This is a genomic window from Rhodopirellula sp. MGV, from assembly GCF_002251265.1.
GTDB classification, from domain to species: Bacteria; Planctomycetota; Planctomycetia; order Pirellulales; family Pirellulaceae; genus Stieleria; species Stieleria baltica_A.
In genome coordinates this window covers 37,082-51,299 of record NZ_NPDI01000002.1, presented here as the reverse complement: position 1 = coordinate 51,299, position 14,218 = coordinate 37,082, and the positions used below count along the sequence as shown (strand labels likewise).

Annotated in this window: 8 protein-coding genes; 3 read left to right on the top strand and 5 right to left on the bottom strand. The window is 56.6% G+C overall.

From position 1 onward, the window contains the following. Window positions 1–130: 130 nt before the first annotated feature. Window positions 131–631 carry a DinB family protein gene (locus CGZ80_RS01100; protein WP_094410931.1) on the bottom strand — a complete coding sequence of 167 codons (501 nt, stop codon included), beginning with the start codon at window positions 629–631 and terminating at the stop codon, window positions 131–133. A gap of 47 nt (window positions 632–678) precedes the next feature. Further along, the gene (locus tag CGZ80_RS01095; RefSeq protein WP_094410930.1) at window positions 679–1,266 is read right to left on the bottom strand and encodes a TetR/AcrR family transcriptional regulator; all 588 of its coding nucleotides are present in this window, start codon (window positions 1,264–1,266) and stop codon (window positions 679–681) included. Between the two features lie 169 nt (window positions 1,267–1,435). On the opposite strand from CGZ80_RS01095, the gene CGZ80_RS01090 reads away from it, so the two are divergent. Further along, window positions 1,436–3,265: an FG-GAP repeat domain-containing protein gene (locus CGZ80_RS01090; RefSeq protein WP_094410929.1), complete on the top strand. Its 1,830-nt coding sequence runs from the start codon at window positions 1,436–1,438 to the stop codon at window positions 3,263–3,265. A gap of 1,039 nt (window positions 3,266–4,304) precedes the next feature. Here CGZ80_RS01090 and CGZ80_RS01085 read toward each other — a convergent pair. Continuing rightward, window positions 4,305–7,853 carry a hypothetical protein gene (locus CGZ80_RS01085; RefSeq protein ID WP_233148158.1) on the bottom strand — a complete coding sequence of 1,183 codons (3,549 nt, stop codon included), beginning with the start codon at window positions 7,851–7,853 and terminating at the stop codon, window positions 4,305–4,307. Between the two features lie 407 nt (window positions 7,854–8,260). Between CGZ80_RS01085 and CGZ80_RS01075 the strand changes: the two genes are divergently transcribed. Next, complete coding sequence (locus CGZ80_RS01075; RefSeq protein ID WP_094410927.1) at window positions 8,261–10,771, top strand: c-type cytochrome; 2,511 nt, start codon at window positions 8,261–8,263, stop codon at window positions 10,769–10,771. A gap of 66 nt (window positions 10,772–10,837) precedes the next feature. On the opposite strand, the gene CGZ80_RS01070 is transcribed toward CGZ80_RS01075, so the two are convergent. Further along, window positions 10,838–12,244, bottom strand: coding sequence for an undecaprenyl-phosphate glucose phosphotransferase (locus CGZ80_RS01070; RefSeq protein WP_233148157.1), 1,407 nt, complete (start codon window positions 12,242–12,244; stop codon window positions 10,838–10,840). Window positions 12,245–12,441: 197 nt separating this feature from the next. Then, window positions 12,442–13,380, bottom strand: a complete 939-nt coding sequence (nadC, locus tag CGZ80_RS01065) for a carboxylating nicotinate-nucleotide diphosphorylase (RefSeq protein WP_094411030.1) — start codon at window positions 13,378–13,380, stop codon at window positions 12,442–12,444. A gap of 251 nt (window positions 13,381–13,631) precedes the next feature. On the opposite strand from nadC, the gene CGZ80_RS01060 reads away from it, so the two are divergent. Next, window positions 13,632–14,057 (top strand): ComEA family DNA-binding protein, encoded by a 426-nt coding sequence (locus tag CGZ80_RS01060; protein WP_158222498.1) that lies wholly within the window; start codon window positions 13,632–13,634, stop codon window positions 14,055–14,057. Window positions 14,058–14,218 lie beyond the last annotated feature (161 nt).

Here is a 14,218-nt window from a genome sequence, read left to right as displayed (position 1 = left end):
GAGGATCAAAGGGCGAATCAGACGAAGCCATCATAAGACGTCATGTCTGATTTCTCAAGGTTTTGACCGCCCGATGTTGATCACTGCCCATTTTCCGGTGCCGGCAGCCCTTCGTTTTAATCGGCGGGTGTTATGCCTGCAGTGGCTCGCGTCCTAGCATTCGTCGCGAATCGGCAAGTTGCCCGTAGTGCATCATCGGGTGCATGGTCAAGATTTGGCAGCACGCACCGATCGTTCCCATGACCTGCTCGCGCCCTTCGGGACAATTCTTGCTAGGCGTTTCGAGATCGGCGTCGGTCAAGCCTTCGAGAAACTTCAACGTATTCGCACGCACTTCATCCGACTTTGCGCGGACTTCGTCCCATGACGGGTAGTCGGCCAAGTCGGTTGACGGTTCTTGGCGTGCGCCGAACGCGTCTTTCCAATGCGCGAGCGGGTTGTCGTTTCCTTGGATCACAAACTCGACGATGCTGGCTTCGCCAAACGCCAAATGCCCCAAAATCCACAGCGGCGGGTTGCCACCTTTCGATGTGGGCGACTGCATCGGGGCGTCTTTCAAATCATCAATCAATGCCAACGTCATGGCACGACTGACTTCTAATCCATGACGAATGTAGGCAAGCGTTGACATAGAAACTCTCCTAGAACTTGGACAGCAACAGGGGACGAACAAAAGAACTAAACAGCCGGCTGCATCAACGATTCGACGTAGCCGCGGAAGTGATTCACGCACTGCGGGATCAACGAAGGATCACGGCGTGCTTTGGCGAGCAAGATCGCGCCTTCGAGTGACGCGATAAAGTGATTGGCAAGCGAGCTGACGAAGGTGTCGTCTCGATCCGGCATCGCATCGCCGATCAAACGAGAGACTCCGTCGCTCCACACTTGGAAATAGCCGGACGCTTTGTCCCGCACATCAGGATGCGTCTCCGAAAGCTCCAGCGCCAGTGCCCCCAGTAAACAACCGTGGGGCGCACCTCCGGAGTCAGGCAACGCGGCCATGAAATCCAAATAGGTCATCAACCGCTCGCGAGGATCCGGCTGGTCGGCAAATCCAGACTGCCGCGCACGCTCCTGCACGGCGGTCATCCAGTGGTCCAACGACGAACACGCGGCGTCCTGTTTGGACTGAAAATGATGGAAGAAGCTGCCCTTGGAAACCGAGGCACGATCGCAAATCGCGCCGACTGATGTCCCGCCATATCCACGTTCAAGGATCAGCTGACAGACAGCAGAAATCAGATTTTCACGGGCACTTTCGACCATTCTCTCCTCCAGACCGACCGGTTGGTACGCTGAAAAGATACCGACCGATCGGTATGGCCGTCAAGAGGTTCTGGTTCGGCTGACCGCGCGACGAGATTTCCCACACGGGCTTCGTCAGCCATTAAGATCAATCGCTCCCCACCAAACTCCCGCCGACACAGAGTTCACCATGCACCGATTGCTTTTCCGAAGACACCTGATCGCGATTTCGATAGCCGTCGCTGCTTGCTGTAGCTCTGCATCCGCAGACGACCACGCGCTGCACGAGTTCACCACAGAGGCAATCTCTGACACGTATTTCTCCGAAGGCGCTGGTGCGGGCGACATCAACGGCGACAGAATCATCGACGTTGTTTATGGCCCGTACTGGTTTGCGGGTCCGGACTTTCAAGCCAAACACGAGATTTACCCGCCGAAGCCTCAAGACCGAAACGGCTACGCGGATCACTTCTTCGCTTGGGTCGATGACTTCAGCGGCGACGGGCACCAAGACGTTTTCGTCGTCGGATTCCCCGGCACACCGGCTTACGTTTACGAAAATCCTGGCCCGCAACACACATCTTCTGACGGCGCTGGCGACAAGCATTGGGAAAAACACCAAGTCATCGACTGGGTCAGCAACGAGTCGCCTCAATTGGTCGACATGGTGGGTGACGAACGAGTCGAGTTGCTTTGTACTCGAGATGGCATGTTCGGTTTTGCCACGATCGAGTGGGGGCCTGGGATTCAAACCTGGGAATTCCATCCGGTGTCGCCGCAGATGACCGCCACGCGATTTGGCCATGGATTGGGTGCAGGCGACATCAATGGCGACGGACTCAGCGACATCTTGCACCCGGGCGGCTGGTTCGAGCAGCCAGCGGAAAACGCATTGACGTCGCGTTGGAAACATCACCCGGCCAAACTGACATCGTCATACGGTGGTGCCGAGATGTACGCGTACGATGTCGACGGCGATGGTGACAACGACATCATCACCAGCGAGGCGGCTCATGATTTTGGGCTGTCGTGGTACGAACAAATTCGCGACGGCGAGTCGATCCGGTTTGAACGCCATCCGATCATGGGATCACACCCATCGGACAACGCTTTTGGAGTACTGTTCAGCGAACTTCATTCGGTCGCCTTGGTTGACATTGATGGTGACGGACTGAAAGACATCGTGACCGGAAAAACGTATTGGTCACACCATCGCCAAAGTCCGATGTGGGATGCCGGTGCAGTGGTGTATTGGTTCAAGCTGCAACGCAAGCAAGATGCGGGTCAACAAGTCGCTGTCGAGTGGCTTCCTTATCAAGCCGCCGCCGATCCAGGCATCGGACGCCAAATCACGATCACCGACCTGAACGCGGATGGCCAATCGGACATCGTCCTAGGCGGGATGAAAGGCGCCCATGTGTTAACGCACCAAGTCCGACAGGTTAACGAGTCCGAGTGGTTAGCAGCACAACCCAAACGCTACAGCGGGCCAACGATTCCACCGATTGATAACGCTAAGCAAACGCGTGGTCCAAAAACCAAGTTTGATGACGCGACAAACAGTGCGGGCGATGTCATCGAAGCGGAAACGCTAGCGGTGGAAGTCACCAGCGGCGCGGCCCGACCACAAGCAATGAATGGTTTCCAAGGCGATCGCTGGAGCGGCGACACGCAGCTTTTTTGGTCGGGTGCCAAACGTGGCGACACGATGACGATTCGGTTGCCGAAGACGAAGCATGATGCTGAAAGCGATGGCAAGATGGAACTCGCCGCTGTCATGACCTGCGCTCGAGACTATGGCATTGTCCAGTTTTACTTTGATGGCGAGAAGCTTGGCGAACCGATCGACTTGTTCGATGCAAACGTGGTGACCAGTGGCCTGGTCACGCTCGGAACGGTTGAGATCGAGAACGATCGACCGCATACGGTGACAGTCCAAATCGTGGGTGCGAACCCAAAGGCCGCGAAAGCCTGGATGTTCGGCCTGGACTACATCAAATTAACGCCGACGAAGAAATGACATTGCGGTGTGCAGGGGCAAATCGATTGACCAGAGATGACGCGGCCGAATTGGACGCGGCCATCGGTAAATGAAACGTTGAACGCCGTCGGCCCCTCCGGGGCGAATGCGTCTTTGCGCGTTCGCTCTCTTGGGGCTCCCGCCCCAAGCTACCGACGAAGACTCCTCCGGAGCCAAGACAGCAAGGCATCAAATCCAAACAACAATCGATCGTCGTGCAATTCCCGCATTGATCGATCGCTCCGGTGGCCCGAGTCTCAGCAACGCGATCGCCCCGGAGGGGCCGACTTGGATAGCTCGGGGTGGAAGCCCCGAGATGGCGTCCCCAACCAAACGCAAACGCCCCGGAGGGGCCGGCGTCGGTTGGGCAATCCCATCAACGTCGGCCCCTCCGGGGCGAATGCATCTTTGCGCGTTCGTTCTCTTGGGGCTCCCGCCCCAAGCTACCGACGAAGACTCCTCCGGAGCCGAAGAAATTTAGGACGTCAGTCCAATATTGAATGAAGGTGTCGCCGAGGGGAACGTGATGCGTGTGATTGGGCGAATGAAACGTTGAGTTTGATGAGGCCGAATCTCCGACCGACGCCAACCCCAACCGACAATGACGTTGGTCGTTTGCACGACGAATAACCAGCGATGACATCGACGATCGCCCCGGAGGGGCCGACTTAGATAGCTCGGGGCGGAAGCCTCGAGATGGCGTCCCCAACCAAACGCAAACGCCCCGGAGGGGCCGGCGTTGGTTGGGCAATCCCATCAACGTCGGCCCCTCCGGGGCGAATGCATCTTTGTACGTTCGTTCTCTTGGGGCTCCCGCCCCAAGCTACCAACGAAGGCTCCTCCGGAGCCGACGAGACATCGAACGTCGCCCATACATCAGACGTCGGACACACATCAACGCATACCAAACATCAACGTCGGACCATCCGATGCCGAATCCAAATTTGCGTTTCGAGGGCTCGAGGTTTTCACCCTGAGACACCGTCAAAAGCTCTTCTGGAGCCGAAACAATTTCGGCTTCAGCCAAACATCAACGCGATTAGACGCCAGCCAACTTGTTAGCCATGACTGGATCGTTGGCAGCGACACGCATTGGGTCGGCGCCCAAGGTGCCTCGCAGACGATCGACGTAGTCTTCCGACTCGGCGTCAGCCAATTGCTCGGTCGCGTATTTCAAGCGCGCTTCCAAATTCAGTTGAGCCATCGGCGGATGCTCACCCAAAGATTCGGTGTAGTGCTTGATTCGCTTGATGCAATCTTTCCAGTGCTGCACGTCGCGGTCACGTTGTTCCACCAAACGTCGTTTGTACCAATCGCTGTTCAACATGTTTTCGAGCGTAAACAGATCGCGAACTTCCGGATCGGCAATCGTTTTGCCTTCGTAAGTTCCCTTGACCAAGATGCTCAGGATTGCACGCAGCGGCGGGCAAGCGAGTTCGTAGCCGCCGTCTTCGAAATAACGTTTGGCGACACGCTGTTGTGCTTCGGCGATGTGCAGAATCCCGTCGGCGTAAGACTCCATGTCTTGCAATTCCGGCTTCAGGATCTCTTCGCTGAACACCTTGCTGGGGTTATCAAACACCCGCGCCATGTACTTGCGAACGAAGCGGTTGGTGATGCGGTATCCCAATCGGCTGGCGGGGATCGATTGGCCTTCGTGTTCGAAGTCCTCGACCTTTTCCAGCATGCCGTCTTCGATCATCCTGTCGGGGCGGCGTTCCTCTGGTGTCAAACGGCACCAGATCTCCGGAATCAACAGCGAGATATCGTGCCCGACTTCATAGCGAGGCCCGACGTGACCGGCAGCGGTGCTGAACCCGCCCAGTTCGGTCAAGATCATCGCGACGATCATGTTGTTCAAATCGGTGGACGGCATCAACGCGTTGAACGGGCCCTTGGTCAGAGCGCCTTCGCTGCCCGCACCGGTCGTGCTGGGGCTTTTGCCGGTCAACGAGCACAGGTAGTCCATCACCAACTCGGGCAGCTCTTGATAGTGCAGCGGCGAGTACACGGCCAATGAACGGATACCGGTTTCCTTGTCTGGTGGGTTGTTGCGACGTCCGCCCAGGACAGCGCCCACGGGAATATGGATCGGCTCGTCGGCTTTGAGTCCACGATGGAACTGGATCCCGCGCCGAGCCACATAGGTATCGCGTGCGTTGACCAAGTCAGGACGGTCTTGCAGGTACCGTGGGTTCTTGGTGTGCTTGCCGTCAACGATCCGTGGGTGCGCGGTGCTGACAACGTAGCTGTCGCCGCGTTCGGCGGCTTCTTCAAGCAACTCTTGAACTGGCTCGGTGAATTTGTCGAATTCGATCGTGTCGTCGACAACCTCTTGGACTTCTTCGGTGGTCAGCGGGTGGAAGTTGCTGATGAAGTTGCCGGGTTGCGACAAGTCAAATTCGGTTTGTTTGTCCAAGCCGCGATGGATCGCATCGTCAGGGCGTTGGAACAAACGGTACTCGCAGTTCTCGACAAATTTGTAGCTATTGGTTTCGTCGACATTCAGTCCGACGTTGTCCAATTGCGACGCGGGTACAACGGTACTGGCGCTGATGTCGTCTTCGCGCTGGACCTTGGCCGCGGCGATGAAGTCTTGACGCAGTTTGAACGTCCGCCAACGGTTGTCGTCCCAACCGACACGCAGGTAGGTTCCGACCAAGGATCGGTCACCGATTTTCAGCTCGTGACCGGGAACGCCGTTGACGATGTCCACGCCGAAACGCTCACGCCAGTTTTCGTCGTGAGACTCGCCGGTGAAACGCTTGATGATCAAGGCCATCGAGTAAACGTGTGGCGGGATCGTTCCCAACCATTTGTTATACGCGTCGTTGTATTCTGGCGACGGGGTCAGCAATTTGATCACGCTACCAAGGCTGCGTTTCGGATTCAAAACGCTGCGGCTGGGGCCATCGGTGTAATCGGTCCGCCCGGTGTACGTGTCGCTCCAGCGATCCGAGTAGTCGCGTTCGAAGATTTCGTCCAGCTTGGCAAAATCGTTTTCGAGCTCGCCGATAAAGATCGGGCCGTAGAGCATGTAGTCACGAAGGCTTTTGCTGATCTCGCTTTTACCGCCACCGCTGACGGTGCAGGGCTTGTGACAGAAGATGCCTTCGCCGACGGTTCCGACCAAACGCCAAGACGGCGCGTTGGGGTGCTTTTCCAATCGGATCTTGTAACCGCTTGGTGCGATGTAGATCTGTTCGGGGCTCAAACGGATGCGATGTTCTTCGCCATCGCGTGTCCATTTGATGCAGCGTTCGGCGAGTGTCGCTTTCGCATTTTCGGGAATGTAGATGATCGTGTCATCGTTTTTGTCGACGCCGTAGCCTTCGGGCTGGGCATCAACAAACTCGGCATAATCACGTGCGACGTCGTCGAAGGTGCGGCCGTTGTAGCGCTGGCTGTTGACTTGGAATTCTTCGCCCAAGGAATACGACGCGAATGCCAACGCACCGCCGGCGTGTTCCTCTTCGGCGCGGCCCATCAGGTTACAGGCGTAGCTGATTTGGGTTTTGACTTCTTTCTTGCAATAGCCGTAGTAGTTGTCCGCGATCAGCGTCACGACGACACCGTTGCGATCACGACAAGTCAGCTTGAACGCGGTTCCGTCGTTGTACTTTTCCGACTCGTCGCTCCAGCACATGCCGTCGGCCTTTTGGCGATCGGTGGCTTCGCTGATCGGAGGCAGCCCCAGTTCTTTCTTGGTGAGCTTGGTCAAGTGTGGTGCCAAGATCACGCAGCCGGTGTGACCGGTCCAACCTTCCGCATCCAGGCCAGCGTCGTTTTCTGGAATCAATGGGTCGCCAGCGTTGCCGAAGATCGATTCGACGAAGTCCAGGTTGCTGACCAAGCTGCCGGGGACGAAGAAGCGAACTTCCATTCGCTTGGCTTCGGTGAACCCGGGGACGGCTGGACAGACGAGTGGACGCAGCAGCAGCGACACCCACGTCTTTGCCGGCTCGTCAGCGTCGCTGGTGTATGGCAGCACCATCAGGTCGTCTGGTGGCGACATCGCGGCGCGGTACAAGTTGACGAACACGTTCATCGGGACGGCGCGTTTGTCGCCGGGGATGGGCAGGCCACCTTGGACAACGTGGAAGGTACCAGCCGTGGTTCGGCGGTCGGCGCGAGGATTGTTCAGGACGCCGTTCGCGAGGCGATAGGATTCAACCAAGTCGTTGGAGAAGTGGTCGCCTTGCATCGGCAGGCTCAATTCCCGAGCCATGCCGTGGCGGTCGAGAACCAGCGTTCCCGATGGAACACGCAAGCGATGGTCGCCGATTTGGTCGACGAAGTAGTGATTCAAAAACGCTTCGATGCGTTGATCGACCGGGGCGCGATGGGACGCCAGTAGACGAGCCTTTTCGCGGATACTATCAAGAATCCCGCTGGAGAACTCGGTCATCGAATTCGGGCCATCGGAGTGTGCCGAAAGCAGCCCTGCTGATGCCAGTTGCAATTCCAAGTAGGTCTTCAGATTTTCTCGTCCGACGGGGCAGCTAGCTACCGAACGGTACCAGCCCAGTGAACGCTGTAAATCTTTCGGTTCACGAAACAACGACAGATTTTCGCGGATCAGTGACATAGATGTTCGGCGGGTTAGAGGTCGACGAAGGGTACGTTCGAGCGTCAAGATAACAAATCATTGCAATTTGTTTGATGGACTAAGATCAGACCGTCTGACCGAGCCAGGCGGTGCAGGTCTGTCCAGGAGTTTGCGCGAATGGCGTAGCGTTGCCCAGTGGGCCTTTAAGTAGCTATGATGGCACTCATCCCGCCTCGCTTGGGCTTCGTGCCCCCAGACAGCTGCTTTCCTCCCTCAGAAATTTTCTTTCAAAAATACTTGCCCCCCAAACCCGCCTTGGTGGCATTTGGGTTGCAATCGGCGCCCTTGATTTGGCGATTTGCGCCGCCGATTCACCACGCGTCATCGTCTGATCGTGACGGGATTCAAACGGTTCTGACACTCGCCTCGAATATGAGTTTGATCGAATGCCGAGACGGCCCTTCAAAATCTTTCACCAGTTGATCGCGGTCGTTGCGATCAGCCTCGCCGCCCTCCAGCCAACTGCACACGGAAAGCTAGGCGTCACTCCACCTGACCAATTTCGTGTCCCGGAGGGATTCGAAGTTCAACTGGTTTACGAAGTCCCTTCGCGTGAACAAGGATCCTGGGTCAGCTTGACCGTCGATCCACAAGGACGCTTGGTCGCCTGCGATCAAGACGGGGCGCTCTATCGCATCGACGTTTCGCAAGACGAAGCGAAAGTCGAAAAACTGGATGCCGCGATCCAGTCCGCTCAAGGGTTGCTGTTCGCGTTCGATTCGCTGTACGTCAACGTCAACGGTCGCGATCAGTCAAAAAACGGTGTCTATCGTTTGCAAGACACCAACGGTGACGACCAGTTCGACAAGATCGAACACATCCTGCCGCTGCAAGGTGGCGGCGAACACGGACCACACGCGTTGATCCTGTCGCAAGACGGCAGTCGCTTGATCACCTGCGGGGGCAACATGACGAAGTTGCCCGCGTCGATCGAGCGAAGCCGCGTTCCACAGGTCTGGGACGAAGACCACTTGCTCGGTCGCATGCCCGATGCTCGTGGACACGCGAGCGATCGGATGGCACCCGGAGGTTGGATCGGTTCGTTCGCTCCCGACGGAAGCGATTTCGAATTGATCGCGTCTGGCTTTCGAAACGAATACGACATCGCGCTCAATCGCAAAGGTGAACTGTTTACCTATGACGCCGACATGGAATGGGACGTCGGGACGCCTTGGTATCGCCCGACACGTGTGAACCACGTGGTCAGTGGAGGCGAATTCGGCTGGCGAAACGGCACCGGCAAATGGCCCGCGTACTATCCCGATTCGTTTGGCGCGGCAGTTAACATCGGCCCCGGATCACCGACCGGCATCTGCTTTGGATACGGCGCAAAATTCCCAGCGAAGTATCAAAACGCGTTGTTCATTGCCGACTGGAGCTATGGCAACATCCATGCGGTACAGCTGACGCCCGAAGGCAGTTCCTATACCGGGACGTTCGAAGTATTCGCCACGGCAGCACCACTGCCGGTGACCGATTTGGCCATTCGTCCACAAGACGGCGCTTTGTACTTTGCAATCGGCGGTCGACAAACACAAAGCGGTTTGTACCGGATCGTTTACACCGGCGATGAATCCACCGCGGCGGCCCAAGACACCGAACTGACCAAACAACAAACTCGACTGGTCAACCTGCGTCATCGCTTGGAAGCATTCCATGTCGGTGAACCGAAAAAGAAAGCGATTAGCGTCGCCCTGAAGCAACTCGGTTCGAAAGACCGTGGGGTCCGCTTCGCCGCTCGCATCGCACTCGAACACCAAGGCGCTGATGCATGGAAAGGTCAGATCGCCGAGCTGGAATCCGATCAAGCTCGCGCGTTGGCTGTTGTCGCCTTGGCGCGGACCGGCAAACCGGACGACCAATCGCTCGCCTTCGAAACCCTGCAAGCCTGTGATTGGTCAGGGCTGTCCGACCAAGGCAAAATCGATTTGTTGCGTGCCTACGGATTGACCGCAATCCGACTGGGACAATTGAACGACGATCAACGTTCTGCGGTTGCCAAGCAAATCGCTGGCCAGTTCCCATCGGGCAACGATAACTTGGACCGCGAACTCGCACAGATGCTGGTCTACGTCGACGCCAAAGACGCGAGCCGCGACATCATTGACGAGATGGAATCGGCGCCCAGCCAAGAGAATCAGATTTTCTATGCACTGATCCTTCGCGAAGCATCGGGGCACTGGGACGAAGCCATGGCGGGAGACTACTTTGCCTGGTTCCGTGAACTGCAATCGGCGCGTGGCGGAATGTCGTTCGGCGGCTTCATCAACAACATCAAAAACGCGTCATTGGAACATCTTGACCCGGCTTTAAAAGACAAGCTCGCCGAGGTGATCAATCCTCCGAAAGTCATCGAAGAATCGGCGGAGCCACGTGCGTTGGTCAAACAGTGGACCGTTGACGAACTGCTGCCCGCGGTCGAACAGGACAAAACGCCTGACTTTGACAACGGGGCCAAAGTGTTCGCCACGGCGCAGTGTTACAAGTGCCACCGCATGGGCATCCAAGGCGGGATCCTAGGTCCAGATTTGACCGGTGCAGGCGGCCGCTTTTCGCCCAAGGACCTGCTGACTTCGATCATCCATCCCGATCAAGTGATCAGCGACCAATACGGCGCGACACAGTTTTTGACGGAAGATGGCCGCATCATCGTCGGCCGCGTTGTCAACATGCATGGCACCCGTTTGCAAGTGATGACGAACATGTTGGATCCGTCGTCGTTGACGTCAGTCGACCGAAACTCGGTCGAGGAAACGCGGGCGAGCAAGACCAGCATGATGCCGGCGGGCCTTTTGGACACCTTCACCGAAGACGAGATCGCGGACTTGGTTGCCTATCTGCGTGCGGGCGGCAATCAATCGCACCCGATCTATCGCAACACGACGGCTCAAAAATAAAGAGCACGTCGTTGACAGCGTTTTTTTTGCGTCATGCCATCGCCGTTGCGGTGGCATGATGGTTTGTTAATAGGCGGCGTCTTGCTTCCACACGACTGTCAGTGTTTTGAACAAGATTTTAAGGTCCAGCCAGAGCGACCAGCGGCGGATGTATTGGTGATCCCACTGCACCCGCTCTTCCATCTTGTCGATCGTCTCTGTTTCGCCACGGCATCCATTGACTTGAGCCAAACCTGTGATGCCGGGTTTCACCTTGTGCCGCAGCATGTATCCGTGGATCAACCCGCGGTACTGTTCGTTGTGGGCGGTCGCGTGAGGACGCGGGCCGACCAATGACATCGTGCCTTCGACGACATTGAACAGCTGTGGCAATTCATCCAAACTGGTCTTACGCAAAATGCGACCCAGTGGAGTGATTCGTGGATCGTCTTTAGTGGCTTGTTTGACAACCGGTCCGTTGTCACAGGTCCGCATCGAGCGGAATTTCCAGACCAAGATTTCTTTGCCGTCCAATCCGTATCGCTTTTGACGGAAGAACACGGGGCCTTTGCTGGTCAGTTTGATGCCGAGTGCGATCAACGTCATAGGGATTGCAGCGACCGTCAAACCGGCCATCGCGAGCAGCACATCGGTCGCCCGTTTGACAGCTCCATCGACGCCGAACAAAGGATTTTCAAACACGCTGACCGCAGGCAGTCCGCCCATATCGGTCCAACGTGAATGCAACAGTTCAAAGACAAAAAAGTCGGGTACGATGTAAACCGAAACGGTTGTGTCACTCAACTGATCTAACAAAAAACGGATGCGGTCTTCGGCACGCATCGGCAACGTGATCATCACCGTATCGATCTCACGTTGACGGCAACGACGAACCATCTCGGCCAAGTTGCCTTCCAATTTATGGCGGTGTGCGTGACGCCCGTTTTCTTGAAAATGATCCTTGCGATCGGATACCGATTCGGCAGGCCGATCGACCGAGCGGTCGTCATAGAACCCGACAAAGCTGTATCCCAAACTGGGGTCGTCAAGCATGTTGGAGGCGGTTTGCCGGCCCAGTTCGTTCATCCCGGCAACCGCGACGCGGCGAGCGCCATAACCATGTTCGAGCGCGGACTGCAAAATGATTCGCACGATCATTCTTGATAACGCGATCATCATCGGCGCGATCAAGAACCACACGAACATCACACTGCGTGCAAAGACTTGGCCATAGCGAGTCGCAAAGCCGATCATCGCGAGCGACATCACGGTCGTCAGCCAAGTTAAAAAGATCGCGGTGACCTCGTGGTTCGCATTACCACGGTCACTGCTGCGAGCTAAACCCGAGAGTTTGCAAAGGCACAAGAAAGTCAGTGCCGCAATCAACCCCAGCATGATCCCTGCGTCATCGACGCCGCCATGGGCAACGTATTTGATCGCGTACAAAGAGCCGACGATTGCCGCCGAATCCAAAATGGGTTGAAGAAAATCCAACGATCGTCGTTCTCCGGAAATGGGAGAGCGACGCTCAAGCGGTCGAACAGGCATGTTTTGAAGTGAGAGCCGGAGGTGCGCAATCGATCGGCCGATCGGCTGCTATCTGGGGGCACCTTCAGCCCACCACCGATTCCTAGAATCCGTGGAACTGTGCCCCCAATGGATGAACGCCGACCAGCATTCGTCAGGCAACCCTAGCTCGCACTCTTGTCCTGAGTGTCAAACCAATCCAGCCCCAAATCCAACCAAGTCGCTTGATGTGTCAGGGCTCCGCTACTAATCCGCTCTACACCGGTTTTGGCGATCGCGACGATGGTGTCGAGCTTGACGTTTCCAGAGACCTCTAACTCAACAGCCGAATTCAATTCGTCACGCATCGTGACGGCCGCATGGATGTCATCCAACGAAAAGTTATCGATCAAAACGATGTCCGGTGAAACGGGCAAGACATCACGCAACTGTTCCAACGAATCGACTTCGATTTCAACAATCGATGGAGCGGTCAGGTGTTCGACTTGGCCCCCACGCCACTGGAGCGCTTTTTTCGCTGCTTCGCTGGCGGGGACAGGGACGCCGTTTTTTCCCGCCAGTTGCAAGTGATTGTCTTTGATTAAGAAACCGTCATACAAACCGCGGCGGTGATTACGGCCGCCACCGCATGCGACCGCGTACTTTTCCAACAGACGCCAACCGGGTGTCGTTTTGCGTGTGTCGTAAACGTTTGCTTTCGATCCGGCGATCGCATCCACGTATCGGCGGACCAGCGTTGCGACCCCACAGGTGCGGCTAAGCAAATTCAAAATGGTCCGTTCGGTCGTCAGCAGATCACGGACGTTTCCGCGAAGACGCGCCATCGGCTGCCCTGGCACAAGAGGCTGACCGTCCTCCAAAAGCATCTCCAATTCCAAGTCCGCGTCGAATTCGTCGACAATCCATGGCAAGATCGCCATCCCCGCACAGACCCCGTCGACACGTGGCACGACTTCGCAACCGCCCACCAAGTCGTCTTCGATCATGCACACCGTGGTCCAGTCAATCGCGTTGGACAAGTCTTCGGCAATCGCCAAACGAACGAGCAGGCGGACGTCGTTTTCGAGGGCGTCGTCGGCGGTGACAGTCACATAGTCTTGCATCAAAAGCTCGTCGATCAATGTTGGCGAAAGCAAAGCGGAACTGACCGAGGCAGGTCTCTTTGGCAGGTCGCGGAACCTGTCGCCGATCGCTGCCCAGCTCGGTCAACGGACTATTTTGCCGGATATTGCCCTGGATGACGAGCGGGCCGGTTGCACAACCCCACGCAGGGCTAAAAGATCAAATGCGACCGCATGAACGGAGAGACGTGCCTAGCTCCGATTGCTTGGAATTCACAAGGATCCACTTCACCATGGCAGACCGTCGCCCAGAATCGACCACCGTCACCACTGGCGATTCACGGCAAGCTCAGCGACCGATGCCAGAACCGGTGATCATGAACGCGTCATTGCAACGGGCGGTCACTTGGGCCAGTGCATTGCTGATTCTGGCCGCTGGATTGTATTTGTTCTTGCTTGGCGATCGCCCCGAAGCAGTCGGAGAGACTTCGTCAACCATGTTGCAGATCGATCTCAACCGAGCGTCGGAACAGGAACTCGCGTTACTTCCGCAGATCGGCCCGAAAACGGCAAAGCAAATCATTGCCGACCGAAATCAAAACGGTCACTTCGTCAGCCTAGAAGATTTGGCACGCGTTCATGGTATCGGTGCCAAGACGGTCGAAACGATTCGCCCCTATTGCATTGTCGAGCTAGCAGGCCAATCGGGATCGCGCTAACCTTGCCTACGAAGAGGCGGATCGGGCGTGAAAACCGGCGTCGAATGCAACGCTGGCGAACTGACATGAACCCGGTGTGGCGGGTGAAACCTTGTTACAATAGGGCTCCTACCGGAAACCTTTCCCACCCGCGGTTTCTCTCCTCCCAATCCCGCCTCCCA